The sequence below is a fragment of the Desulfosporosinus sp. SYSU MS00001 genome, from assembly GCF_049943955.1.
In the GTDB taxonomy this organism is placed as follows: domain Bacteria; phylum Bacillota; class Desulfitobacteriia; order Desulfitobacteriales; family Desulfitobacteriaceae; genus Desulfosporosinus.
Genome location: NZ_JBNFTW010000002.1, coordinates 377,010 through 403,319 on the forward strand (window position 1 = coordinate 377,010; position 26,310 = coordinate 403,319).

A 26,310-nucleotide genomic window follows, 5' to 3' on the forward strand; every position below is an offset into this window, starting at 1 on the left:
TATTTAAACTTTAGGGACGATGTACTTCCTTATCTAATAAAAACTGTTCTGGATAAAGACCTTCATATAGTATTAAACATCGCCAGAAAAGGAATATATACTCAATAAGGAATGGCTAGTTTGCCAGCAAATTGGCGAATGAGCTATTATTCTGACGGGTATGGGTTACGAAAAATAGCGAACCGTTGTAAACTATATAAGGAGCAGATAGGATTGGCTCAAATAATCAAATGTGCGATAAATTAGGAGGAGTATTAAATTGATTATCATGAAAACCCCGCAGCAAATTGAGCTGATGGCTCAGGCGGGTAAAATATTGACTGCCTGCCACAGGGAACTCCGGGAGATTATTCGTCCGGGTGTAACCACTATGGAAATCGATCACTTCGCAGATCACTTTATTAATTCTCACGGGGCGAAGGCTGAGCAAAAAGGGTATAAAGGATATCCTTTCGCGACTTGTGCTTCGGTCAATGATGAAATTTGCCACGGGTTTCCAACTCAAACTCCTCTCCAAGATGGCGATATTGTCACCATTGATATGGTTGTTAATCTCAATGGATGGTTAGCTGATTCCGCTTGGTCTTATCCGGTAGGGCAAATTTCTGAAGAAGCTGACAAGCTTCTTAAAGTGACGAAAGAGTGCCTTTACATCGGTATAGAGAAAGCAATTATTGGGAATCGGCTTGGCGATATTTCACATGCTGTTCAAACCCATGCCGAGTCCCATCACTTTTCTGTTGTACGTGATTTTACAGGACATGGTATAGGCCAGAAAATGCATGAAGACCCGCAAGTGCTCCATTACGGCAACCCTAACAGGGGAGTTAAGCTTTCAGAAGGGATGGTTTTCACCATCGAACCAATGATCAATATTGGTGCTTACAACCTGACAATCGACGAGAATGGATGGACAGCAAGGACAGCTGACGGCAGTTTGTCGGCTCAGTATGAGCATACAATTGCTATTACCAAAAATGGTCCTTTGGTTTTAACTGAACAGGATTAAAACTGTTGTCTAATTGTCAATCATAACGGTCTTACAACAGATGTAAGTTGAATCTTCTAAAGGCAAATCTTGGGGATGTGTTGCTTACAGGGTGCCTAATTGATCTTAAGGAAACTTATTGGTCAATTAGGTTATCCCATTATCCCAAGGTTAAAGTTGCTTAGTAGTAGTCGTACTTCTTTGTTTTGGAACTGCAAGTGTCGAATGCATAACGGGTATTTCTGAAGCTGATAGAGCAGAAGATAGAGTAGTTGTTGATCTTTTGAGAGCAATTAGGGATGAAACAGATAATTTACTTGGAAAGAAGAGTGAGCAAAAATGACTATCTACGTTGCACTATTGCGTGGTATTAATGTAGGTGGAAAAAACAGAATAAAGATGGCTGATCTGAAACTTGCTTTTGAGAATATTGGCCTTAAAAAGGTACAGACTTATATTCAAAGTGGGAATGTCTTATTTGAGTCTAATCAAGAAGAAGAACAGTTACGTCAGCTAATTGAAGATAAGCTTGAAGATGCATTTGGTTTTTCTATTCCGGTCATTTTAAGAACGTCAATGGAATTAGAAGAGATTATCTATAACTGTCCCTTCTCGGAGGAAGAAATGAGGGAAGCTCAGTCTGCATCTAAGGCTGAGAGCCTTTATGTCGGGTTGCTAGTTCAACCCCCTTCGGAAGATAGAATTCTGCAATTGAATGATTATAAAAGCAAAACTGAACAATTTAAGATTATTGGCCGAGATAGTTATCTTCTATTTTATAATAGTATCCGGAACTCGAAGCTTGCTAATAATCTGTATAGACTTAATGTCTTGATGACTACGCGGAACTGGAAGACGATAACTAAACTTGTCCAATTGGCAAAGTTAATAGATCGTTAAGGCATTATGCCAAATAAAATTTCTGTCGGCAGCATTGGGATGATAATTTAGTATTAATTATAAACCCTTGACATTAGTTTGACGTCAAACTATACTATAGTTATGAATACAAACGATGTTGTATCCTTAATTTCAAAGATCAGGGAAAAGGCAAACAGATTTATTGTATCAGAGATGACAAAATATGGGGTTGATGGAATCGTAACTTCTCATGGTGATATTATTAACGCCCTTTTTAAGAACTCTAGATTGACTATGGCAGAGATTGCGGGGAAGATTGGCAGGGATAAGTCCACAGTTACGACACTTGTTGATAAGCTGGTCAGATTTGGCTATGTAACAAAAGAAAGAGACACCGTAGATACAAGGGTTATTTATGTGACTTTGACACCAAAAGGGAGCGAGTTAAAACCCATATTTAATACAATATCAAGGGAGGTTTTAAACGTCCTATATTTTGACATCTCAGAAAAAGAAAAGGAGGAGCTAATACGAATTTTAAATAAAATTTATAAAAACTTATAAATTTTTTTTGCAAAGATAGTTTGATATCAAATCAAATGGGAAGACTTCTTGTTTGGGAACCAAACGGGAGACAGCGATGGTCAATAAGTTTTAGTTCACGGGATGTTCTTTAGATCAGGGAAGCGAATTGTCGAAAGAAGGAGAAAGTGTATGGAATGTAAGCTGGATAAGATAACAATTAATTATAAAATTTGCGGTGAGGGTCGTCCATTACTCATGATTCATGGATATTATCCAGATCATCGATTAATGGAAGGATGTATGGAACCTATATTTGCGCAACGGATTGGATGGCAAAGAATTTATATAGATTTGCCTGGAATGGGAGAAACAAAGGGCGAAAGCTGGATTAAAAACTCCGACGATATGCTTAAAGTAGTAGCGGGTTTCGTAGAAAAAGTAATCCCTAACCAGCACTTTTCCGTCGCAGGTGAATCATACGGCGGATATTTAGCTCATGGATTAACTGCATTGAAAGGTGAATTAATTGATGGAATGGTTTTAATCTGCCCGGTTGTTGTTGCTGATCATTCAAAAAGGGATTTACCCGGACATTGTATTTTGGTAAATGACCCAGAATTAATGGCTTCCTTAACTAAAGAAGCTGCAGATGAATTCGGATCGATGGCTGTTATTCAAAGCCAAAGGAATTGGGAGCGCTATAGAGATGAAATTATGCCGGGACTTATGGCTGCAGATAAGATGTTTTTGCAGAGAATTCAAAATCATGGCTTTGAGTTTTCCATGGATATCCTGAAGCAGATGAAACCTTTCTATAAACCTGTCTTAATTTTAACCGGACGTCAGGATTCAAGTGTTGGCTATCGTGATGCCTGGAATATTGTTGAAAGCTATCCGAGAGGAACATATGCAGTATTGGATATGGCAGGACACAACCTGCAAATTGAGCAGGAGACTTTATTTAATGTTTTAGTCGATGAATGGCTTGATAGGATGGAGATGGGGAGAAAGTGGTTCTCATACCTTGCTTCAGTGGGGGAATAGTCTACCCTTCAGCGCGATGTGTTTTTATTGGCTAGGCCCTTTCGTCGAAACTATCCACAGGACACTTTCGAAAGCGAAAGCGTAATGACTCTTACGTATTGTCAATCGGATAACTAGAATTTGAGATTGTTATACTATTAATTATCGGCCACAAGTAGTAAAATGATGGTAAATTTGCTGAGGGTTATCGTCAGACAGTTTTATCTGAGGTACCTATTGATAATTCAGCGCAACTGTTTACCATGGAACCCATCGTTGCTGGCGAAAGAACATTCTCTCGCAGAAAAGAGCCAAGCAATATTTAAACAGTGGAGCCTTGCTTTGAAGTATCAGTGCTAATGGAGTTAGGAGATTGAAGGATGTTCTTGAGAAAATTAACGTTCTTAAATGATCGGATATCAGATGAACAGGCCTATCCATTTTCCATACCTGCATTTAGAGGATTAGAATCTATTGATTTTAAAAGCAATGTGACGTTTTTTGTTGGTGAGAATGGTACGGGCAAATCAACGTTAATGGAAGCCATCGCTTATAAATGTGAATTTAACACAGCTGGGGGAGGCAGGAATAACGTTTATGAGATAGCGGCATCGGAAACGGCCTTAGGTGACTTTATCAGGCTTTCCTGGGCACCTAAAATCGCAAATGGCTTTTTTCTCAGAGCAGAAAGTTTGTATAATTTTGCCTCACATATTGATAGTCTTGGTCCAGAGGCATATCAACCTTACGGAGGCAAATCTCTCCATGCCCAATCACATGGGGAGTCGTTCCTTTCTGTTTTTGCCAATAGGTTTGGAAAAAGAGGTATATATCTGTTGGATGAACCTGAGGCAGCTCTTTCCCCGATTCGTCAACTGAGTTTGTTGAGTATCATCAAAGAATTGGAACGAGACGGCCAATCTCAGTTTATCATTGCTACCCATTCTCCAATAATCTTAGCTTACCCGGGAGCACGGATTCTCGATTTTGACACCTCACCGATCACCGAGATAGACTATGAAAATACTTCTCATTATCAAATTACGAAAGGTTTTATGACTAATCGAGAACTTTATTTGCGGAAACTATTCGAAGAGTAGAGTGACTGACCGAATCCGAGGCGGGTGAATTCTCACTGGGGTTTATAGCTATCTCCAAAGAAAAAGCTGCGGAGATAGCTATCGATGAAGTTCAACGTTTTCTGAAGAATAATGATACAATTACTAAAGTACTGTTTGTTTGCTATGATAGTACGAAATATGAGCTTAATTTGAGAGACGTAAGAAGGTAAATTTATTAAACTGGAGAGACGAGAAGAATGCAAAAGCAACGTATTAATGGAGTTATTGATACTATGAAAAAGAAGGGGCTCACACAGATCATTGTGTCGTCGACAGCCTCCCTCTATTACTTGACTGACTATTGGGTTGAGCCTCATGAACGTATGATTGCCCTATATCTGGATGATTCGGGCAATGCTGTTCTGTTTGGCAATGAAATTTTTGGGCTGGAAAGCATGTCCGATTTACCTTTGATTTGTCATACTGACAGCGATAATCCTGTTAAAGATCTTGCCAAAACGGTCAAGCCGGGAAAATTGGGAATTGATAAGTTCTGGTACAGCAAGTTCTTAATTGAGTTAATGGAGTTGAGGAAGGATATTATACCTGTTCACGGTTCTTCACCTGTGGATCTGGTGAGAATGATGAAAGATGAACCTGAAATTGTGCTCATGCGTAATAATTCCCGTATCAATGATCAAGTTATTGGAACGATTATTTCTCTGCTCAACGATGGAGTGACAGAGAACTATCTTGCTTCACAAGTAAATAAGTATTTTTTGCAAAATGGGGCGGATTGCGAAGGGACCCAAATCGTTTGTTTTGGCGCAAACGGTGCAGACCCTCACCATAACAGTGACAGCACGGTTCTCAAAGCAGGCGACAGTGTGATTCTTGATATATTTACCCCTTTAAACCACTATTGGTGTGATATGACAAGGACGGTTTTCTATAAAACAGTTTCCGATCAGCAACGTCAGGTTTATGATCTTGTGAGACTTGCCAATGAAACAGCTATTTCCAGAATAAAGCCAGGAGTATTGCTCTCAGAAATCGATAAAACAGCGAGAGATATTATTATTAAGGGCGGTTATGGCAAGTACTTTACCCATCGTCTTGGCCATGGAATCGGACTTGAATGTCACGAGCCTCCTGATGTAAGTCTTGCCTCAGAGATTCCCCTTGAGGTTGGGATGATTTTTTCCGTTGAACCGGGAATTTACTTGCCTGGGGAGTTTGGCGTTAGAATCGAAGACCTGGTGATGGTTACCGCGGGTGGTTGTGAAGTTCTGAACCATTATCCAAAAGAATTGCAAGTAATCGGTTGATTATTTGTGAAATTCTCAAGATAAATAAAGGAATTTCTTTCCTTCTGCCGAAATAATTATGAGGAAAGGAGGGATTTACTAATGCACTGCGAACTAGTAAATAAAGACGTCCTTATTGACGTTTGGAAAGAAATCAGAGACGAGAGGGACAAGGATAAAATATTAAAAACAGTTCATAAATGCAGCGAATGTTATGTGGAAATTCCTAATACCAATGGCAGAAAGATGTTTAATTATTGTAAACGAATGAGTGATGACAAATGTTTACTAAAACAATTCTAGAGCCTTAAGAGGCTCTTTTTTCTTCTATAAATGATAAATAACAAATGCAATCACTCTGAAGGATGGACTCTATCCCCACCAAAGCAAGGTATGGGAACCACTCCAACTTGTAGAAGTGAAAGCCTTAGGATTAGATAAATTGGGTATTATAATTTGTTGAGATGGAGGTTATGAAATGGCGGATATCAAATTCGAAATCAAAGAGATAATTGGAGTTCTCGCGGAATCACCGAAAGGCTGGAAAAAAGAACTCAATCTTGTTAGTTGGAACGATAAGACCCCAAAGTATGATCTGCGAGAATGGTCGCCGGATCATACTAAGATGGGAAAGGGTGTTACATTGACTAAAGAGGAACTTGAAAAGCTCAAAGAGATTTTGACTGAAATTAATTTCTAAATAACATAAGCGTTGGTTTATTGTGTGACTAATGGCTTATGGGTTGTTTGCTTTTGTTCTGTCATAAACCTGATATCATACGGTCTGGATGTATAGATGGATAGTACGGGATGGTTATGGCCAGCCCTTAACAGCTTGGCCTTAGCCAAGTTTTTTTATATTCCATTGAGTTTTTCCCAGAATCCCTGAAGGAAAATGAAGAAGCGACGTGGAATAAATATATTGCTAAAATGTCTATACAACTCATCATCTGAACCCGATTCTTTCAATGATTCTGACAGTCAGCTGTCTTCACTGATTCGTCTGTAAGGGAACAAGGCGTGATAAGAATAAAGGTGAAACAATGAGTTATCAGAATAAGTACAAATATAGATATAAGTATAAAATCACCAGAAATTATCCCCAAGCTCTTTTTGGCGTTCGTCGACCGAATCCGATCATGATCCTTGTTGCCGGGTTATTCGGTGCCCTGATAGGTGGGTTTTTATCGGCAGGACTTGTCATATCATTCTTAACCAATAAACTTCAAGCTGAACCAATTTTAGCGGATGTTGCGGGAGAACAATCGCTAACGTCTATCAAGGCCGGCAATAATTCATCCTCTTACCCAGTCGTAAATATTGCTAAGAAGGTTGGCCCTTCCGTTGTAACAATCTGTAACTATCGATCCATGATCGATCAAGATTCCGATCTTGGAAACAGCGATTTAAGTTCTTCTGCCAGCAATAATTTGATCCAAATGGGCAATGGTTCGGGTTTTATTATTGACGTCCGTCAGGGGTATATTGTAACAAATGATCATGTCATTGAGGGTGCTCAAAAATTGATGGTTTGCTTAGCTGATGGGAACCATGTTGAAGGCAGCGTTGTAGGAGCTGATTCCAAGACTGATTTAGCTGTCGTTAAGATTAATATATCTGACAATTTGACTGCAGCAGCACTAGGAGATTCTTCAAAGATACAAATAGGGGAACCGGTTGTCGTCATTGGCAATCCTTGTGGGGAAGAATTTGCGGGAACGGTTACAACTGGCATTGTATCCGCTACAAACCGGATTTTACAGAGTGAGTCCAGTTTCAGCCTTATTCAAACGGATGCTGCAATTAACCCGGGTAATAGCGGTGGACCTTTGCTCAACTATTCCGGTCAGGTAATCGGTATTAATTCGGCAAGATTTTCGCAAAATGGTATTGAAGGAATAGGGTTTGCGATACCGATAACGGATGCCTTGCCTGTAATTCAGCAATTAATCCAACAGGGTTATGTCAGCCATAGGTAAAATGCATGATTTGACAATACAATTCTGTAAGCGATACAATTATAATAATGGTTCTATGATGATTTGATCGGGTGGTACGCTCGATTAATTTTTTCTTTTAACCTGCTTTTATCCCCATCGAAGCCCCGATGTTCGCTTTAGCTGAACGAGTTCACTGTTGTTCTGTAATTATAGTTATGACAGTTACGGAAAATGAAATTCAATTCGTAGATGTACCATGTTTACACGTTTTTTTCGCCATAATAAGTTAGAGTACTGAAAGAAGGAATTTAAGTGCAATTTCGCTCTGTTCTGTCCGGATTGGACGATATATACAAGAAACTGAATGAGGGAAAACGTTTGGATCGCGCTGATGGCGTAAGTTTATTGCAAACAAACAACCTTACAGGGTTAGGCTACTTAGCCAATGAGGTACGTCATGCTAAAGTTGGTGATCAAGTTTATTTCAATAACAACGCCCATATTAACTATAGCAATGTTTGTAAAGTGCGCTGTGGTTTTTGTGCCTTTGGTAAAGATTTAGATGAACAAGGTGCTTATACCATGAGTATTGAACAGGTTGTGGAGCGTGCTAAACATTTTGCTGCCTTGGGTGCTAATGAAATTCATATGGTAGGAGGAATTCATCCTGAACTGCCTTTCTCTTACTATGTAGAAATGCTGAAAAAAGTCCAGGAAAGCGTACCCCAAGTCAGCATTAAGGCATTTACTGCCGCTGAATATGATTACTTCGCTCAATTAGAGGGAGTTCCTGTAGAAACTATTCTTAAAACCTTAGCACAGGTTGGTCTTCGTTTTGTTACCGGCGGGGGAGCCGAAAACTTTAGTCAGCGTGTGCGTGATATCATCTGCCCGGGAAAATTAAGCGCTGAGCGTTGGCTAGAGATTCATCGGATTGCTCATCAATTAGGGATACCCACAAATGCGAATATGCTCTTTGGAATAATTGAAACGGATGAAGAGTTAATTGATCACCTTCTGGCTCTGCGTGAGCTGCAGGATGAAACCGGCGGCTTTTACGCCTTAATTCCCACGGCCTTCCATCCCAAAAATACAAAGTTTGACTATTTGCCCCAGGCCAGCGCTGTGCGGACGTTAAAGGTTATTGCCGCAGCACGCCTAATCCTGGATAACTTTAAATACATTAAAGCCTATTGGGTATCTTCCGGTTTACAGCTTGCGCAGATGTCCCTCAATTTTGGCGCCAATGATCTGGACGGAGTAGTCCGGGAGGAAAAGATTTACCATACTGCTGGTTCCTCAAGCCCGCAAGAACAAACTGAACAAGAACTGATTCGTATGATTAATGAAGTTGGCTTAACAGCCGTTGAACGAGATACCTTTTATAACGTTCGGAAAGTCTATGAACCCTAAAGTATAGAAACGAATTCCCTAACGATTGTCCTGAGATGATGATTATCATCTCAGGACAGATTTTAGGCACTCTTGAAGAGACATGAGCTCTGGAAAAACAAGGAATTTAAATAAAGACAAATTTATGTATAGTTATTTTGGAATTGAGCACTATAGTATCAAGGGTATACAGTGGTTGAGCCAAGATTCATATAGGTTCTCTACGGATTTATATGGGTCGGCCAAAGATGATTTTCAGGTGATAAAACGCTTGTCTATTGTCGGCGGGAAGATCTTTTATGGTGGGGAAAAGCTTTATTGCAGTCGATTTTAATTGTTTATTATTGATTGTTATAGGGTTCCAACTTATTATAAAAGGTCGAGCTAAGATTATACTGGGTGTTGATTTTTTTCATAGATATACAAGGAAACTTGCGTGGCTATGAATTGATCGGTCATATACAGCCGTGAGGTTGTATATGGTTGGGTAGATATCTTGTATAGTCGAACGAACCATTTTTATAGGTTGTGACCTGCTTGATAATGGTCGCAAGATCATTTTTAGGTATTAAGCTATCTATAACGGTGCAAGGTAGATCACTGTATGCTCTTTATAAGCCTCTGTCTTCGGACAGGGCTTATATTTTTTTGTCCGCGCTACTCGTGGTGATTAGGAACTAGAAATAATTATTGCAATGATTCAAAAGATTCAATATCTTCATCGCAGGAAGAGAGGGTTCATTTGCCGAACTATATCTTTAAGAACCGGTTGGAAAAAGTGTGCAAATAGTTTTTAAGCAAGAGTGAGCCCGTTCAACTTAAGCTGAACAGCAAGGTATGCGATTTACTCCCACTTATTGAAATAGGAGTCTTACGATTGGATAAAAATGAACTAAAAACACTTAGTATATGTTTAAAGGTGGTTAAGATGTCAATGAACCAAAACAGTAAAGGGCCGAACCCCGACGTGATTATAATTGGTGCCGGCATTATCGGCTTAAGCATTGCTTATCACATTTTAGAGCTTGATCCTCAATGTTCGATTATTGTTTTAGAAAAAGAAAAATTACTGGGCTTAGGTTCAACCGGTACCTGTACCGGAGGCATTCGCTATCAATTCACTAGTCCGCTTCTCCGGCACCTGAGTCTCCAAAGCCGAGATTTTTTCCTCAATTTCGAAACGGTATTTGATGTCCCCTGTTGGTACCGGGAACGAGGATACTTAATGTTGGCTTCTCAGGAATCGAGATGGAACGATCTGAAAGGAACAACAGAACAAGCTAACATAGAGGGGATTCCGGTTAACCTGCTTTCCCAAGCAGACTTGGAGAAAAATTTCCCTTATTTGCAGCGAGGTCACTATCTTGGGGGAACTCTTGGCAAGTGGGACGCCTATGCAGATCCCTATGCTGTCCTGGCCGCTCTTTATGCCTGGGTGCGCCGCAGAGGAGTTGCCGTCAATTTTGAACAGGAAGTAACCAAAATTATGACTCAAGGGGATTCTATTCAAGGTGTTGAAACCACAAAAGGCACGATTTGGAGCCCCAGGGTTGTGAATGCCTCCGGTCCTTTTGCAGCTGGGCTGGCAGCGACTGCCGGAATAAAGCTTCCCGTTCGGCCCTTTCGCCGCCAGGTATATGTTTGTACAAACCCTAAGGACGTGCCGGCAGCGGCTCCATTGATCGTTGATTTGGCCACCGGTTTTTATCTCCATCAGGAAGCCAGCGGGAAGACAATATTACTGGGGGGAACCGATAAAGATACACGGCCTGGTATGAAGGAGACCGTTGACAAATCCTTGGCGGAAGACTTTTTTTTGGCGGCTATGGAGGCAATTCCTTCTGCCCTGAATATTAAGTGGCTTCGTACTTATACAGGAATCCGCGAACAAACTTGCGATTTTCATCCTATCCTCGGCGAAGTTCCCGGACTAAAAGGTTTTTTCGCGGCCAGTGGGTTAAGTGGTCATGGGTTTATGCATGCCCCGGCGATTGGACGTATTTTAGCAGATCTAATTCTTAAAGGAAGTTCTGCAGAAGTTGATAGTGTCCTACTCTTTTCCAAGCGATTTTCCAGAGGCAGCTTGTCGGAAGCTCTTGTTTTTTAATCAATACTATTCAATTCGGATGACTTTTCATATAACTCTGGAGCCAAAGACTATGGAATTCTTCATCAAGTCGATATTCCATGAGATTTCGGCGCAGAATTGAATACTTCTTATCAATACACTCATGAATAAACGCCTGATATGTTTCTATGGCTTTATTTTCCAAAGCCACACCAAGCTTACAGGTATTATGTGATCCTGTTGATCGAACGACGTCTCCGAGAAAAGTACCTGCGAGGTTAAACACCGATCCCTTAATCACGGGCAATTCCACATTTGCCTTGTCGAGTTCCTCGGCAAAAAATGCGACATGACCGCTCTCAATTTGGGCCATCTTTTCAAAGGCATAGCAATAGTATTCATCGGTCGAGGCATTAATTTGTTCTTGATAATAGGCAACTTGAAACGTTTCCAGGGTATAAAATTCCTTAAACCGTGTCAGTAATTTTGGGTCCATAATATCTCCTATGTTTTCTTATTTTTCTTCCAGAATTACGATCTGCAATCTTTGCAAAGGCAATTTATCAATTGTTAATAAGAATTCATCAATTGGCGACTTTTTATGCGAATTTCATGAACTTAATTCTTCAAACTAAGTAGGAGAAATCGAGTTCACTGGATAGAAATTAAGGATTTTTACTTGAGAAGAGGAAAAATTGAGCTTGCCAAAAGAAGGGATTTAAATTAGTGAGCTAGAATTCATTAATTAGATACCTATGCCGCTAATGCGGCATCATCGGCAAGGATGAAAACAGATCCTTTGGGTCAGATGCAATAGACTTTGAAGGAAGGATTAGAGATAGTTAGTTAGGGGGACAAGGTGAGACATTTTAATTATTTAGCACGCGAGAGTCTGGAGATGACGTTTTTTAAAGCACCGGAGCCTTTCGATAAATACACCCCGCGTTCTGCCCTCGCATTTGCCCTTGGCGGGACTCTTTATATGCCTGGGATTCGAGAAACCATCGCTCATGATATTATTATGCAAAAGTATCTCGGTTTGGCTTCAACCGTATTTTGTTTGGAAGATTCCATTGGAGATGCGGAAGTACCTCTTGCCGAAGAAAACTTAACTGCTCAAGTGCAGAGACTTGCTTTGGCGCTTGAAGAAGGGGAGTTATCTAACGAAGATCTTCCACTGATTTTTATTCGAGTTCGTGATCCTAACCAAATGCTTAGACTTTTTAATAGGCTGGAAGGGTTTTCAAAATTGATAACCGGTTTTGTTTTCCCGAAGTTCTCTTCCGATAGCTTTCGTTACCTCGAAATTCTTCGAGACCTGAACTATCAATCCTCTGACCGGTTCTATGGAATGCCGATTATCGAAAGCCCTCAAGTTATGTATCGCGAAACTCGGAACCAAGAATTGGCTGAGATAAAACGGCTTCTTGATTTATATCAAGACTATATTTTAAATGTGCGGATAGGGGCAACAGACTTTTCCGGCCTTTTCGGAATTCGACGAGGTCCGGATGTAACCATATATGATATCGCAGTCATTCGCGATTGTATTGCCGATATTCTCAATATTTTCGGCCGTGGAGAGAGCGGTTATGTAGTTTCCGGGCCTGTATGGGAATACTTTGCGGGTGAAGGCAGAGTTTTAAAACCTCTGCTGCGCAAAAGCCCTTTTGAAGAGTTTCAGAAGACTCATCAAGGAATACATGGCACGAAGGTTCGCGGTCAGCTCTTAAATAAGTATGTAGACGGCTTAATGCGTGAGGTTATCTTAGATAAGGAAAACGGAATTATCGGCAAAACAATTATTCACCCCAGCCATCTGATCCCTGTTCAGGCGTTATATGTAGTAGGCCATGAAGAATATCTTGATGCCATGGCTATTTTAGAACGGACCTATGGTCAACAAGGAGTTATCAGTAGTCCTTATACCAATAAAATGAATGAACCCAAGCCGCATTATCAGTGGGCACAGAAAATCTTACTTCGAGCAAAAAATTATGGAGTATTTCATGAACAACAAAATTTTGTCGGCTTACTTACCCAAGACGTATCAGTATAAGGCGGAAGACCTCAGCTTGGAAATCTGTCTTCAAAGCAACCCTTTTGATTTGGATCCTGAGGCTTTGTTTGCCTTAGCGTTAAGGAAAAATAGACGGCGAAGGTTTTTATTTGTCAGTAAAGTTCTCGGCAAACATATTCCTGTTAATCCTTTATTGCCGCTTCTGGCGGGAGCCGCCTTGGCTGTTCAATACGCTAAGGTGCTTTTAGGCATCGAACACCCTTGCTATGCGGCAATAATTCAGGCTCTAAAGACTAAACAACAGATGTCTGAGGTTTTTGAAACATTAATAACAAAACCACTTATGGCACCTCCTGAGAAGACCTTGTTTATCGGCTTTGCGGAAACGGCAACAGCTTTGGGACATTCTGTTTTCAGCCTATTTGACAATGCTTGTTACCTTCATACGACACGAGAAGAAATTCCTTGCCTGAAACCCGAACTCGATTTTCGTGAGGAGCATTCTCATGCTGTTAACCACCGCTGTTACGTTATGAACAATGCTGAATTAAAAACTGCTCAAACTATCGTCTTTATTGATGACGAGCTGACGACAGGAAGTACTGTTCTTAACATCATTCGGGCTATTCATCGTCAATACCCGAAGAAGAATTATGTAATTCTTTCTTTATTGGACTGGAGATCAGCGGAACATCGGGCAAGGTTTAAACAGATGCAATCAGAACTAGGTACAAAAATTCAAGCCTTATCCCTAATGGGAGGAGAATTTAAGTATAGCGATTCGGCAAAAGAACAAAGCGCTAATGTCAATCCTTCCTGGGAACCTCAGATTTTTGGACAGCTGTCACAAGAAGAGGGAAAACCATTGCCTGAACCTCACTTTATTTCAAATTACTTTCCTTTTGATGAGTCGGAGCTTGTAGCTGTTTACTCACAGGATTCCAGCGGCTGGCTGAATAAAACGCCTTATCTCAGATTGACGGGAAGGTTCGGCCTGTCGTGGAGTAACCATCAGAAAAGCATCTCCTTGGCGCGAAAAATTGGCCGAAAGCTAAAACTTATGCGACAGGGATCAAAGACACTTTGTCTGGGAACCGGAGAATTTATGTACTTTCCTATGTTGATCTCAACTTACATGGGAGAGGGCGTAAGCTTCCATTCTACGACAAGGAGCCCTATTTATACTGTATCTAGAACCGATTACGCAATTAAAAACGGATGCAGCTTCCCGTGCCCTGAAGATCCGGGGATCATCAATTATGTCTATAATCTGCCGGAAAATTATTATGATGAGGTCTATTTTTTTATGGAAAGGGAAGTCCGTCGTGAAAGGTTATACCCTCTCCAGCAAATAATTCAAGCTAAGGGTATTTTTCGCGCTGTATTCGTTATTTGTAGTTCTTCGCCAGAAAGGAGATTTTTGAGTGATCCTAAGAATCCCACGGCAGCCAATCCCTGATCCTTTGCCTATGGGAAGTTATTGTCCGCAGGATGTCATTTTTCTTTTAAAAAACCTCAATGGTCTGATTCAGGAAACAGATTTAAAAACCAGGGAGCGTTTGATTCAATCTGGGGGACATTATTCGGAAATGCTTCCTGTTGAATACCAACCCGGAGAAGAATATCTCCGGCTTTTCCATCAATCATTGCGCGAGAGCTCCTCTAAAGTTGCTGAAGCTGTGGGGATTGCTTCTGAACAAATTCTGCACAGAAATGGACCACAAACGGTCCTTGTGTCCTTAGCCCGTGCCGGAACGCCGATTGGGGTGTTAATTAAACGTTATCTGTTTGAAAAACGCAATTTAACCCTTCCGCACTACAGTATTTCAATTATCCGCGGGAGGGGTATGGATGAGAATGCTATTCTCTATATACTCCAACAACACCCTAACCATAAACTTCAGTTCATCGACGGTTGGACCGGAAAAGGGGCCATAACCAAGACACTCCAGGAAGCATGTCGGGACTTTGAACAAAAATATGGATACAAACTCGATGGTGATTTAGCCGTTCTCGCAGACCCGGGACATTGCGTAAAAACGTTCGGGACTCGAGAAGACTTTCTCATTCCAAGTGCCTGTTTGAACGCCACAGTTTCAGGGCTGATCAGCAGAACGGTGTTAAGAAAGGATTTAATAGGAGAACGGGATTTCCATGGAGCAAGATATTATCAAGAACTTGAGGCCGAAAATGTTTCGAGTCTTTTTGTCGATACCGTCTCGGAACAATTTAAACGACTCGACAGTGAAGAATTATGGAATATGCGTCCGAAGAAACCTGAGGTAACCTGGAAAGGTCAGAAGGATTTAGAGTTGATTCAAAAAACCTATAGAATCGGAGATATCAATCTTCTTAAACCCGGCCTTGGGGAAACGACGCGGGTGCTTTTACGACGGCTGCCTGAAAGGATTTTGGTCAACAATCCCGATAATCCAAACTTGAAACATATTCTGTTGTTGGCAAAGGATAGACAAGTTCCGGTTGAAATATTTTCGGAATTGACCTATGCCTGCTGCGGCGTCATTAAACAATTGCCATGACGAAACCTGTTTTATTTGCCAGCGATCTTGACCAAACCTTAATCTATTCACACCGTTCCATAACCCCTTCTCTCGAGGCCGAAACTTTTTTAGCTGTCGAACAATTAGATAATCAAGATATCTCATTTATGTCTCCAAGCGCTCTCAAGCTTTTAAAAGAACTGTCTCGGCAGATTCTCTTCATACCCGTTACTACCCGGACAAAGCTTCAATATTCGCGGGTGAATTTCCAAGGATATGGGCTATATCCTCGTTATGCAGTAACGAGTAATGGCGGTACTATTATAAAAGAAGGCCGCGAAGATAACGTCTGGAAAAAACGGGTACTAACAGGATGGGGTTATTGTGCTGAGGCCCGGGATTTGCTCAGTAAGTTTCGGGAAATATCCCATCCTTCCTGGGTACTCAAAGACTCAGATAAACTGGCTGATGACCTTTTCTATTATTGTGTTGTTGATCGTACTAAAATCCCTCTTCCTGAATTAGAGGATTTTGCTCTTTGGGCAGGAAAGATGCATTGGAATCTTTCAATTCAAGGGAGGAAACTTTATCTCATTCCCCACCATGTCAGTAAAAAGTCTGCCATTCAATACCTTCAGGAAAAAGAAGGCCTAAGTACACTTGTGGCAGCCGGAGATTCCCTCTTAGACCTTGAATTGCTGCAAAGGGCTGATGTTGCTTTTGCACCGTCCCACGGCGAACTGTATTTGCAATATCAAACTGGAGTTTTTACTGCAAAAGGAATTGACCCGAAAGGAATCCAATTTACCAGGACAAGCGGTATAGGTGCTTCGGAGGAAATTTTACAAAATGTTCTGAGAATACTCGCTTTGTAGGAAGTTGTATATTGTATCCATATAAAGTACAATGAAATGTGGAAAACATTGTAAGATATATTGGCTAAAAATGTATTCTTGTGTTAAAGTAATGGTTAAAATAACATAATGGAGGGAAAATGTGAAAGTTATGTGAACATCCCAAAATCTGTGTTTTGCTCTTCTTTCTTATGATACTATCAAGCTAGAAACCTAGGGCATAGAAAACGCTAATTATTGGATTTAAAAAAGCAGATTCGTAAACGATAAATAAACTTATGACAAGTGACAATAGGAGTGGTTCGAATTGGATTCGGTTTCAACGTTTTTTCAGGGAATATCGCAAAGTTACGCTCAGTTTTTCTCACTCCATGCTTTACTGGCGACGCTGTCCGACCCTGTAAGTCTTGGAATTATCGGTTCCCTAATTATCTTGGAAGGACTTTTATCGGCCGATAATGCTCTCGTTTTAGCTGTTATCGTGCGGGAATTACCTAAGCGGCAGCAAAAGAAAGCCCTCTTCTATGGCATATGGGGTGCTTACCTCTTTCGCTTTTTAGCCATTGGTTTTGGAGTCTATCTGGTTCAAATCCGTTGGATTAAGATGATAGGAGCTCTTTACCTGCTCTGGATGTCGGCGAAGTATTTCTTCTTTAACAATGAGGAAGAAGATGCTCCTGTTGAAGGAAAGTCAAAGAGCTTTTGGGGTACTGTTCTCCAGGTGGAAATGATGGATATTGCTTTTAGTGTCGACAGTGTTTTAGCTGCCTTCGGAGTAAGCGGAAAAGTTTGGGTACTATTTCTCGGTGCAATTTTTGGGATTCTAATGATGCGGGGAGTTGCTCGAATCTTCCTCATTTTAATTGAGAAGTTTCCTGAACTTGAAACAACGGCCTATATTTTGATCTTTCTTATCGGTGCTAAAATGATGGCCTCTGTGTTCGGTTATATTGTTTCTGATGCTATATTTTTTGTGATTTTAGTTGTCGTATTTTTTAGCACATTTATCTTACATTTCGTTAAGTCGCTGGTTGGCAAAAATAATCCTAAAGATGATGAAAAGGAAAATAAAATTTCTTAAATTTGGAATGGAGGATGAGTCATGGCTGTTATAAACCTACAAAAAGGACAAAAGATTGATCTCACAAAAGGAAATCCAGGATTGGCGAAAATCATGGTTGGTTTAGGATGGGATGAAGTAGCAAAAACAAAATCGGGAGGCTTTTTAGGTAATCTCTTAGGAAGCAAGCCTGCGGAGATTGATTGCGACGCATCGGCCCTGATGTTGGACGCCAACGATAAGCTCACATCTAAAGAGCGTTTGGTTTATTTTGGGAATCTCCAAAGTGCTGATAAAAGTGTTAAACATAGCGGCGATAACCTTACGGGTTCTGGAGAAGGGGATGATGAACAAATCCATGTGGATTTAACCAGAGTGCCTGGCGAAGTTAACAAAATTGTTTTTGTCGTTAACATCTATGATTGTGTCCGACGGAGACAAGATTTTGGCCATATTGCCAATGCCTTCATCCGGGTGGTTAACTCTGGTAACAGCCAAGAACTTTGCCGTTTTAATTTAACAGAAGACTATTCAGGGAAAACTAGTTTAATCGTAGCTGAGGTTTATCGCCATTCAGGTGAATGGAAATTTGCAGCTATTGGGGAAGCGACTAGAGATGCATCTTTAAGCGAAATTATTCGCCGTTATCAATAAGTATAGTTGAAAGGGGATAGTATTATGGCTATCAGTTTGCAAAAGGGTCAGAAAGTTGATTTAACCAAAGGAAATCCTGGTTTGAAAAAAATTGTGGTCGGTCTTGGCTGGGACGTAAATAAGTATGATGGCGGCAATGATTTTGATCTCGATGCCTCAGCCTTTATGTTAAATGCTGAGGGAAAAGTTGCTGAGGATAAAAATTTTATTTTCTTTAATAATACCTCAAGCCCTGAAGGCTCTGTAGTTCATACGGGAGATAACCGTTCCGGAGTTGGGGAGGGCGATGATGAGCAAATAAAAGTTGACCTCTCTGCAGTACCAAGCAGTGTGGCTAAGATTTCCTTTGGCATTACGATTCATGAAGCCACGGAACGCCGCCAAAATTTCGGACAAGTTTCCAATTCTTATGTTCGTGTTCTTAACGAGGAGACTGGTGAAGAGATCATCCGCTATGATCTTGGTGAAGATTTCTCAGTTGAGACAGCCATTGTAGTAGGAGAACTTTATCGCAGCAATGGAGAGTGGAAATTTAACGCTATCGGCAGCGGATACCAAAATGGACTCGCTGGATTATGCAAAGATTTTGGCTTGGATGTCTAAGCCCCGATGTTCAGCTTTAGCTGAATGAGTTCACTAAAATAATGAGGTGTTTAGCATGATTAGTTTGCAAAAAGGACAAAAAATTGATTTAACCAAAGGAAATCCGGGGCTTTCGAAGATTATAGTGGGACTGGGCTGGGATACCAATAAATATTCAGGCAGGGCAGATTTTGACCTTGATGCCTCGGCCTTTTTGCTTGACCAAAATGGTCGCGCAGGGGGCATTGAAGACTTCATATTTTACAATAATCTCGTAGGCGGAGACGGCTCCGTACAGCACACAGGAGATAACCTTACCGGAGAAGGTGAAGGTGATGATGAACAAATTAAAATTGACTTGGCCAGTGTACCCAGTCATGTCGAGAAGATCGCCTTTACCGTAACGATTCACGAGGCGATTGCCCGTGGACAGAATTTCGGGCAAGTTTCCAATGCCTATGTTCGTGTTATTAATGAAGTTAACGATCAGGAAATCATGCGCTATGACTTAGGAGAGGATTTTTCCGTTGAGACTGCTCTAGTAGTCTGTGAACTCTACCGCCATCAGGGAGAATGGAAATTTAATGCGGTTGGGAGCGGCTTCTCCGGAGGACTTGCAGCCTTGTGCGCGAACTATGGCTTGCAAGCAGGCTGATGTCATGGCCTGTTAACTTGACTAAAATCCAAACTAAAAGTCGAAGCGAGGTTAGGGAACTTCGCTTCGGCTTTTTCCTTTTCAGGCAAAGTATCGAAAGAGTAAGGAAAGCTTTGTTCTATGATCTCTGTCTAAAAAAGCCAGGTATTTCTTAGGGGTTATAATGAGAGCCCTGTCGTGGAATAGATAGACTTTAATTTCTCGGTTAAGAAATGAGGAGTCTTTGTTTTCAAAGGTCGTTAAGAATCCTTCAGTGCATTTTTTAGCAAACCCGAGTTTTACCAAATTCTTTTCTAGATTTGTTAGGTATTCGCGACGTTTCTCAAAGTTAACTACGAAATGTACTTCCCATAAATTAAGTGTGAGAAAGAAACTGGCAATAAAGGCAAAAGCAAATCCATAAATAAGCAGTTTAGAATCCATTTGCAGAAACATGCGACAGAACGCAAGAATCATAAAAGGGGCAGCAAGGGGCAGAAGGGTTCTTATGTAGAACTGCAGGAAGCTTTTTATCCTCATACCCAATCCTCCTTAAGGGATGTTAAGTAATTTAGGATATTCATCCAGCCCCTGAATTGCTACAAAACAAACTATCATCAAAACCAAAGAGCATTTTAACAGGCATGAAGCATAATAATAATTAACGATTTGCTTAGACTTTATAATTGTAATAAAACATAAAAAATGGCTAAGGACTTTTGTGCCCTCGCCATTTTTGGGATTATAGAAATAATATAATTAGGGATCCGTTGTTCAGCTTAAGCAGAACGATTTTACTTGCCGAAGGAGCAGTGAGGGTAGGTGCAGGTCGGGCATTCTAAACAAAGACCCCCATGACCAAGCTTAACAATATCCAGGCGGGTAAGCCGTTCTCCGGTAAGGATGCGGGGAGCAACTAAATCAAATACGGTAGTTTTGGAGTACATAACGCAGCCCGGTAAGCCCATAATAGGCACATCTCCCAAATAAGCTAGTAAGAACATGGCGCCGGGCAAAACAGGAGCGCCATAGGTGATCAGCTCAGCTCCCATTTCTTTGATGGCAGTGGGGGTGACATCGTCGGGATCAACAGACATTCCTCCACTAACCAGAATCATCTCAGCCCCTTGCCTAAGTTGATCTTGGATGGCACTTTGAATCATAGAAATATCATCACTGGCAAATGTCTGTTCAAGGGCGATAGATCCCCAGTGTTCAATTTTTCCTCGCAGCACGGGACCAAATTTATCTTTGATCCGTCCGTGAAAGACTTCACTTCCTGTAGTGACAATTCCAACCTTGAAGCTCTTCAAAGGGCGAACTTCGAGAATTGGATTAGGAAAAGTCTGGGCTATTCGTTCTGCTTCAAGGATCACTTTTTCATCGATCATCAGCGGAACAACACGGGTTCCGGCAATTTTATCTCCTTTTTTTACCGGCTGATAATTATGGATAGTGGCCAAGACGACATCTTCAAGGGTATTTAAAGCTAAGATACCATCTTCGGAAGCGTAAAGAAGTCCGTCGCAGGCAGCGGTTATGTTGATCTTTCCTTCTTTAGGTTCATCGAGATCCAGGCCCGGACCTCTAACAGATTGGGCAAGGCGCTCAGCCGCTTCGTTTTCATGGATGAGCCCTGGTGTTTGATCCCAGACGTAGATATGTTCTTTTCCCATTCCGAGAAGAACGGGGATATCTTCTTTTTGGATGACATGTCCTTTGCGAAAACGCGGACCCTTGACAACTCCGGGAATGATTTCCGTCATGTCGTGAATCAAAACTGCACCGACAGCGTCCTGAACTTTAATTTTTTCCATAGGATAGCCTCCAATACATTAATGAAAAGTCTTTTTACTAAATATTTAATCAAGTTTGTCCCTAACCTGCATGGTATCCTATTCTTGTAAAGAGGTCAAGAATTGGAGTCTTACGATTCGATAAATGAGTGTAAATCAAAGGGTTTGTTGATATAATAATAAAATGTTCTTAAAACAAAATAACACGGTGATCAGGGAGGCGAGCTAATGGAGAAAGAGGTTTTCCAGGGATTAAAGAAGGTGTTCGCACAAAATATTGAGGCGGCATTGGTTACAATTTGCAGTGTTTTAGGCTCAACTCCGCGTAAGCCTGGCGTAAAAATGTTGGTATATGCTGATGGAACAACGGTAGGAACTATTGGCGGCGGATGCGGGGAGGCTGAAGCTCGGCGGGAAGCTCTTAATGTTTTAACATCTCGTTCAACGAAAATACATACTTTGAATATGACTGCAGATATTGCCCAAGAAGAGGGGATGGTCTGCGGAGGCGTGATGGGACTTTTAATTGAATATTTGGGCCCCCAGAGTCCTGCTGAACAAATTCAGTTTTATCAGGACTATCTAAACGCCATAGAAAAGCAAGATTTTCCGCTTCTTATGACCGTGTTGGAAGCCCCTGAAAAACAGTTGATCGGGAAAAAGCTGTTTTTAAGTAATACCGGAGAGGCTGTGGGTGATCTTGGCCAGGATGAACTTAATCGAGCAGGGCTTGTTTATGCTCGAAGCGCAATCAAATATTCCAAACCGGTACTCATTAATCTGGATTCTGAGTTTACTAGTATCAATGGATCAGGGTCAAAGGCCGCTTATCGCATGTTGATTGAACCACCGTCTTCTACGGTAGAATTGTTGATCTTGGGGGCCGGGCATATTGCTTTGCCTCTGGCAACCATGGCTAAAATTCTCGGTTATGAGATAACTGTTGTTGATGATCGGCCAAGTTTTGCTAATTCAGTGCGGTTTAACATGGCAGACCGCGTTCTTTGTAATGATTTTGCAGCAGTTTTGGATTCTCTGACGATTACTCCAGAAACCTATGTCGTTATCGTTACTCGAGGTCATCGTTATGATAAAGTATGTTTAAAAAAAGTGATTACGCAGCAGGCAGCCTATGTCGGTATGATTGGCAGCCGCAGGAGAGTGAATGCTTTGAAATCTGAATTAGAAAAGGAAGGCATACCTAAGGAGTTTCTGCAAAAACTCTATTCCCCGATTGGCTTGAATATTGGGGCTGAAACTCCTGAAGAAATTGCTGTATGCATTCTCGCAGAGTTAATAAAAGTTCAAAACCGTGTTTAGAAGGCCTGAAAAGTTTTGGCGAATCAGTGGCAGTGGACGATGTTCGCAGATTAATGGGCTTACATATGATACATGTGATAAGTAGTGAATATTAGAGTAATCCGAAGGAAAACAGACATTAATTAACCTTATCCCGAGAAAATTATTGACTATTCAAGGATATCACGAATATGTATAAATTTTTATTGACAACACCAAACTTTGTGCTAAAATTTAACCTGATGGAAATTTGGGAGGACCCATTCTATGAATGCGGTTGGCTCAGATTCCTTCATGTTTTTAGTAGAAAAGGGGGCAAAGATCACAATTGGCAAATTCTCTTGGACGTCATGTGTTGGCTGAAATTTATGGGTGTAGTTTCGACATTTTAAACGATAGGGAAAAAGTCGAAGCATTAATGGTCGACGCAGCCCTGGAGGCAGGTGCTGAGGTGCGTGAGGTAGCGTTTCATAAGTTTAGTCCTCAAGGAGTAAGTGGGGTAGTTGTTATATCGGAATCTCACTTAGCCATCCACACTTGGCCGGAACTTGGATATGCGGCAGTTGACGTCTTTACTTGCGGGGACCGTGTCAATCCCTGGGATGCATGTAATTATCTGACGGATCATTTCAAAGCGGGTCATATGACAGCTACAGAAATTAAGCGAGGAATTGTTGAGGATCCTAAGAAAGCGGTAAATATTTAGGAGGGATATTTATTTTACTCCGGACTAAAACGAGTGCGGATAAAGAAATTCTGACTTATATCAAGCAAAAGTTTGACTTTCTGAAGGGTACTAGATAGACCTTGTAACTGAAGAAGTTGCAAGGTCTATTATATTTCGAGTGGTGTTTTACATACAATAAGAATAATAATGTCATATTATCTGTATAGAATAAATAACTGGGCAGGACTTTTACTAAATATCTAGAATAAGTAATAGGTTAATGTCTGAATGGAGAACAAGGAGCGATAACATGATGCCGCTAGAATTCAGTTTCGTGGAGAAGCTGAACTTGGTACAGGCGCGACTGCGTCAAGAAATAAATTTTAAACCTGCAAGTTTCGAAGAATTGGTTCATTTAGATATGGATGAATTGGATAAAACAGTTTGTCCGGCTATCGTCTTAGCTGTCAGCCGGTCCTGTGGAGATCAAGGCCAAAGATCTGATGCCTTAGCAGAGACTATCCAGTTTATTTATATGGCGAATCAAGTTCATAAGTTGATGAAAGACGATAGTGATCTTGCTGAAGAACTTCGTCAGTTTCCGGTCTTGGTTGGAGATTTACTGTATGGAAAGTTTTTTTTGCATCTTTGCCAGGAAAAACTGCTGCAATTTCTTGCTCCTTTGGCTCAAGTGATTGGAATTATGAGTGAAGGCGGGATTTCCCGCTGGCTTTCACGTGACAAGAAACTATCAAAAGACGAATGGCTGAAAATTATTGAACAGGAATGTGCGTCCTTGACGGCAATTGCAGCCCGTTTAAGTGCTGAATTAGCCTCTGTCTCCCTTCCGCTGCAACACCAGATTGAAGCTTTTGGTTTACAGTTAGGAATGGCTTGGGGTGCTTCAAAGCAGCACCTCGAAGAGGCTGTTATCCAATCAATTCTTCAGAAGGCAAATGATATCCTTACCGAAATTTCGGCGGAAACTCAACTTCAATTACAGCCTCTTCGTGAGCTTTATAGTTTCATGGTTAAACAGTTATCTGCAAGCAGGCCTCTCCCTGAGATTTAGAGGTTTAATGCAGGGATGGAGTAAACGATGCATAAATTAAAAGTTTTTTTGGAAATGATTAAGTTTGAGCACACATTATTTGCCTTACCCTTTGCCTATTTAGGTGCTTTTTTAGCTTCCGGCGGAATTCCTTCAGGTGTTAAATTGTTTTGGATCACGTTAGCTATGGTTGGGGCGAGGACAGCGGCAATGTCCCTAAATCGTCTGATTGATCGGCACATTGATGCTCGAAATCCCAGAACTGCTCAACGTGCTATTCCTGCCGGACATCTGCAAGTTACTGAAGTGTATAGCTATACAGTGCTTTCTTTTTTATTGTTGGGTTACTCAGCCTATAAGCTTAATTTGCTGGCCTTGTGGTTAATGCCCATCGCTGTCTTTTTTTTAGTCCTTTATTCCTATACCAAACGATTTACTTGGGCCTGCCATTTCATTCTTGGAATTTCCTTGGGATTAGCTCCTGCCGGAGCTTGGATCGGTGTAACGGGACATTGGGCTTTGACGCCAATTCTATTAGGATTGGGTGTCGTCACTTGGGTGGCAGGCTTTGACATTGTCTATGCTTGTCAGGATGTAGAGTTTGACCGCAAGGAAGGGTTGAATTCAATACCGGCAATTTTTGGGGTTCAGAGAGGGTTGGAAATTTCAGCATTCTTACATGTTCTGGCTCCGTTGCTCTTTATAGCGGTGGGAGTTGTGATGTCCATGAGTTGGCTTTACTATTTAGGCGTAGGGATTGCGGTGTTTCTGCTTTTTCGCCAGCATCGTATCGTCTCGGCCAGCGATCTCTCTAAGGTTGGTGTAGCTTTTTTTAATTTGAATGGTTATTTGAGCGTAATGCTCTTTGTGTTTTCAGTTTTGGATTTAATTATTTTGCATTAAGAAGCGGAGGGGAAGGAACTGACCTCATTGTTTAAGCAAAGTGAATTATATGACCTGATCAAAAAAGTTGAAGAAGGTAAGCGTCTGGATTTTGAAGACGGCGTTCGCCTAATGAAAAGCCGGGACATTTTGGCTCTCGGATATATGGCCAACCTGATACGTGAGCAAAAAAATGGCAACAAAACGTATTTTATCGTCAACCGGCATATTAATCATACGAATGTCTGTACGAATCTTTGCCATTTTTGTGCTTATGGTGTTAAAAAGGAAGATCCTCAGGCCTTTACGTTATCCCTTGAAGACATTGAAAAAGCGGTACTAGAAGCAACTCAAGAAGGGGTTTCGGAAATTCACATCCTCGGAGGCTTAAATCCTGATCTCCCCTTTGAGTATTATTTAGAGATGCTGCAGAGGGTAAAAAGGATTTTGCCTCAGGCCTGTATCCAAGCATTTACCGCCGTGGAGGTGGATTATTTTACCCAAATCACTGGATTCTCGGTGAAGGAAGTTCTGCAGAAGTTAATGGCAGCGGGCCTTGATTCACTGCCGGGAGGGGGAGCAGAAGTCTTTGCGCCGCGGGTCCGTGCCAAAATCTGCGAGAAGAAGGTTTCCGGGCAGCGCTGGCTGGAAATTCAAGAAGCAGCTCATGCTTTAGGGATGCGGACAAACGCTACCATGCTTTATGGTCACGTTGAGACTGCCGAGGAACGAATTGATCATCTTCTTCAGCTTCGGGACTTACAGGATCGTACTCATGGCTTTCTAACCTTTATTCCAATGCCCTTTTATCCGAAAAACACAAAATTAGAAGGACAAATGGGAGTCGAAAGCACTACCGGTTTTGAAGACCTTAAAATGTTAGCAGTTTCCAGAATCCTTCTGGACAATTTTGATCATATTAAGTCATTTTGGATTATGCTTGGACCGAAGTTGGCCCAAGTTTCCCTGGCTTTTGGGGTCGACGATCTTGACGGAACAGTTGTTGAAGAGCGAATCATTCATTCAGCTGGAGCGGAGACAAGTCAAGTTATGAGCAAACGTGCTCTCATTACTATGATTCAAAAGGCCGGAAGAGATGCTGTGGAAAGGGATACTCTTTATCGTGTCCTGAAGACCAACTAGGA

At 41.3% G+C, this 26,310-nt stretch carries 26 protein-coding genes and 1 pseudogene; 24 read left to right on the forward strand and 3 right to left on the reverse strand.

All coding sequences use genetic code 11. From position 1 onward, the window contains the following. Nucleotides 1-259: 259 nt before the first annotated feature. The 11 genes and pseudogenes from map to ACPUYX_RS05225 all read left to right on the forward strand — a co-directional run bounded on the left by map (nt 260) and on the right by ACPUYX_RS05225 (nt 11,204). Nucleotides 260-1,009, forward strand: coding sequence for a type I methionyl aminopeptidase (gene map / locus ACPUYX_RS05175; RefSeq protein WP_426378644.1), 750 nt, complete (start codon nt 260-262; stop codon nt 1,007-1,009). 318 nt (nt 1,010-1,327) lie between these two features. Continuing rightward, nucleotides 1,328-1,888 carry a DUF1697 domain-containing protein gene (locus ACPUYX_RS05180; RefSeq protein WP_426378645.1) on the forward strand — a complete coding sequence of 187 codons (561 nt, stop codon included), beginning with the start codon at nt 1,328-1,330 and terminating at the stop codon, nt 1,886-1,888. Nucleotides 1,889-1,990: 102 nt separating this feature from the next. Continuing rightward, nucleotides 1,991-2,413 (forward strand): MarR family winged helix-turn-helix transcriptional regulator, encoded by a 423-nt coding sequence (locus ACPUYX_RS05185; RefSeq protein ID WP_426378646.1) that lies wholly within the window; start codon nt 1,991-1,993, stop codon nt 2,411-2,413. 150 nt (nt 2,414-2,563) lie between these two features. After that, nucleotides 2,564-3,418 (forward strand): alpha/beta fold hydrolase, encoded by an 855-nt coding sequence (locus tag ACPUYX_RS05190; RefSeq protein WP_426378647.1) that lies wholly within the window; start codon nt 2,564-2,566, stop codon nt 3,416-3,418. Nucleotides 3,419-3,777: 359 nt separating this feature from the next. Further along, nucleotides 3,778-4,497 (forward strand): AAA family ATPase, encoded by a 720-nt coding sequence (locus ACPUYX_RS05195; RefSeq protein ID WP_426378648.1) that lies wholly within the window; start codon nt 3,778-3,780, stop codon nt 4,495-4,497. Nucleotides 4,498-4,715: 218 nt separating this feature from the next. Further along, nucleotides 4,716-5,786 (forward strand): M24 family metallopeptidase, encoded by a 1,071-nt coding sequence (locus ACPUYX_RS05200; protein ID WP_426378649.1) that lies wholly within the window; start codon nt 4,716-4,718, stop codon nt 5,784-5,786. 81 nt (nt 5,787-5,867) lie between these two features. Continuing rightward, nucleotides 5,868-6,068 carry a hypothetical protein gene (locus ACPUYX_RS05205; RefSeq protein WP_088226699.1) on the forward strand — a complete coding sequence of 67 codons (201 nt, stop codon included), beginning with the start codon at nt 5,868-5,870 and terminating at the stop codon, nt 6,066-6,068. 175 nt (nt 6,069-6,243) lie between these two features. Then, nucleotides 6,244-6,465, forward strand: a complete 222-nt coding sequence (locus ACPUYX_RS05210) for a YdbC family protein (RefSeq protein ID WP_088226700.1) — start codon at nt 6,244-6,246, stop codon at nt 6,463-6,465. A gap of 745 nt (nt 6,466-7,210) precedes the next feature. Continuing rightward, a pseudogene (locus tag ACPUYX_RS05215) lies at nt 7,211-7,738 on the forward strand (S1C family serine protease); the annotation flags it as partial. Between the two features lie 279 nt (nt 7,739-8,017). Then, complete coding sequence (mqnE, locus tag ACPUYX_RS05220) at nt 8,018-9,118, forward strand: aminofutalosine synthase MqnE (protein ID WP_426378650.1); 1,101 nt, start codon at nt 8,018-8,020, stop codon at nt 9,116-9,118. An 856-nt stretch (nt 9,119-9,974) separates the two neighbouring features. After that, nucleotides 9,975-11,204 (forward strand): NAD(P)/FAD-dependent oxidoreductase, encoded by a 1,230-nt coding sequence (locus tag ACPUYX_RS05225; RefSeq protein WP_426378651.1) that lies wholly within the window; start codon nt 9,975-9,977, stop codon nt 11,202-11,204. A gap of 10 nt (nt 11,205-11,214) precedes the next feature. On the opposite strand, the gene ACPUYX_RS05230 is transcribed toward ACPUYX_RS05225, so the two are convergent. Further along, nucleotides 11,215-11,661: a demethoxyubiquinone hydroxylase family protein gene (locus ACPUYX_RS05230; protein ID WP_426378652.1), complete on the reverse strand. Its 447-nt coding sequence runs from the start codon at nt 11,659-11,661 to the stop codon at nt 11,215-11,217. Between the two features lie 363 nt (nt 11,662-12,024). Here ACPUYX_RS05230 and ACPUYX_RS05235 point away from each other — a divergent pair, with 363 nt between their 5' ends. The 8 genes from ACPUYX_RS05235 (at nt 12,025) to ACPUYX_RS05270 (ending at nt 19,491) form a co-directional block, all read left to right on the forward strand. Next, the gene (locus ACPUYX_RS05235) at nt 12,025-13,224 is read left to right on the forward strand and encodes an HpcH/HpaI aldolase/citrate lyase family protein (protein WP_426378653.1); all 1,200 of its coding nucleotides are present in this window, start codon (nt 12,025-12,027) and stop codon (nt 13,222-13,224) included. Beyond that, nucleotides 13,175-14,644 carry a phosphoribosyltransferase family protein gene (locus ACPUYX_RS05240; RefSeq protein WP_426378654.1) on the forward strand — a complete coding sequence of 490 codons (1,470 nt, stop codon included), beginning with the start codon at nt 13,175-13,177 and terminating at the stop codon, nt 14,642-14,644. The genes ACPUYX_RS05235 and ACPUYX_RS05240 overlap by 50 nt, the downstream gene beginning before the upstream one ends. Then, the gene (locus tag ACPUYX_RS05245; protein ID WP_426378655.1) at nt 14,610-15,725 is read left to right on the forward strand and encodes a cysteine protease StiP family protein; all 1,116 of its coding nucleotides are present in this window, start codon (nt 14,610-14,612) and stop codon (nt 15,723-15,725) included. The genes ACPUYX_RS05240 and ACPUYX_RS05245 overlap by 35 nt, the downstream gene beginning before the upstream one ends. Further along, on the forward strand, nt 15,722-16,561 hold the full coding sequence (locus ACPUYX_RS05250; protein WP_426378656.1) for an HAD family hydrolase: 840 nt from the start codon (nt 15,722-15,724) through the stop codon (nt 16,559-16,561). Before ACPUYX_RS05245 ends, ACPUYX_RS05250 begins: the two co-directional genes overlap by 4 nt. Nucleotides 16,562-16,847: 286 nt before the next feature. Beyond that, nucleotides 16,848-17,621 carry a TerC family protein gene (locus ACPUYX_RS05255; RefSeq protein ID WP_426378657.1) on the forward strand — a complete coding sequence of 258 codons (774 nt, stop codon included), beginning with the start codon at nt 16,848-16,850 and terminating at the stop codon, nt 17,619-17,621. A gap of 21 nt (nt 17,622-17,642) precedes the next feature. Beyond that, nucleotides 17,643-18,254, forward strand: coding sequence for a TerD family protein (locus tag ACPUYX_RS05260; RefSeq protein ID WP_426378658.1), 612 nt, complete (start codon nt 17,643-17,645; stop codon nt 18,252-18,254). Nucleotides 18,255-18,278: 24 nt separating this feature from the next. Continuing rightward, the gene (locus ACPUYX_RS05265; RefSeq protein ID WP_426378659.1) at nt 18,279-18,857 is read left to right on the forward strand and encodes a TerD family protein; all 579 of its coding nucleotides are present in this window, start codon (nt 18,279-18,281) and stop codon (nt 18,855-18,857) included. A gap of 55 nt (nt 18,858-18,912) precedes the next feature. Then, a complete protein-coding gene (locus ACPUYX_RS05270; protein ID WP_426378660.1) occupies nt 18,913-19,491 on the forward strand; it encodes a TerD family protein in 579 nt (192 codons plus the stop codon). Between the two features lie 81 nt (nt 19,492-19,572). Here ACPUYX_RS05270 and ACPUYX_RS05275 read toward each other — a convergent pair whose 3' ends face one another. Together ACPUYX_RS05275 and ACPUYX_RS05280 are read right to left on the reverse strand one after the other, a co-directional pair. Next, nucleotides 19,573-20,010: a hypothetical protein gene (locus ACPUYX_RS05275; protein WP_426378661.1), complete on the reverse strand. Its 438-nt coding sequence runs from the start codon at nt 20,008-20,010 to the stop codon at nt 19,573-19,575. A gap of 254 nt (nt 20,011-20,264) precedes the next feature. Further along, nucleotides 20,265-21,287, reverse strand: a complete 1,023-nt coding sequence (locus ACPUYX_RS05280) for a molybdopterin-binding protein (RefSeq protein ID WP_426378662.1) — start codon at nt 21,285-21,287, stop codon at nt 20,265-20,267. Between the two features lie 207 nt (nt 21,288-21,494). Between ACPUYX_RS05280 and ACPUYX_RS05285 the strand changes: the two genes are divergently transcribed. From ACPUYX_RS05285 to mqnE (ACPUYX_RS05305), 5 genes are all read left to right on the forward strand, one after another. Next, on the forward strand, nt 21,495-22,586 hold the full coding sequence (locus ACPUYX_RS05285; RefSeq protein ID WP_426378663.1) for an XdhC family protein: 1,092 nt from the start codon (nt 21,495-21,497) through the stop codon (nt 22,584-22,586). Nucleotides 22,587-22,893: 307 nt separating this feature from the next. Next, the gene (speD, locus tag ACPUYX_RS05290; RefSeq protein WP_047809365.1) at nt 22,894-23,271 is read left to right on the forward strand and encodes an adenosylmethionine decarboxylase; all 378 of its coding nucleotides are present in this window, start codon (nt 22,894-22,896) and stop codon (nt 23,269-23,271) included. Nucleotides 23,272-23,542: 271 nt separating this feature from the next. Beyond that, nucleotides 23,543-24,304, forward strand: coding sequence for a polyprenyl synthetase family protein (locus ACPUYX_RS05295; protein ID WP_426378664.1), 762 nt, complete (start codon nt 23,543-23,545; stop codon nt 24,302-24,304). Nucleotides 24,305-24,331: 27 nt separating this feature from the next. After that, nucleotides 24,332-25,186: a UbiA-like polyprenyltransferase gene (locus tag ACPUYX_RS05300; protein WP_426378665.1), complete on the forward strand. Its 855-nt coding sequence runs from the start codon at nt 24,332-24,334 to the stop codon at nt 25,184-25,186. Between the two features lie 18 nt (nt 25,187-25,204). Next, the gene (gene mqnE, locus ACPUYX_RS05305) at nt 25,205-26,308 is read left to right on the forward strand and encodes an aminofutalosine synthase MqnE (RefSeq protein WP_426378908.1); all 1,104 of its coding nucleotides are present in this window, start codon (nt 25,205-25,207) and stop codon (nt 26,306-26,308) included. Nucleotides 26,309-26,310: the final 2 nt, after the last annotated feature.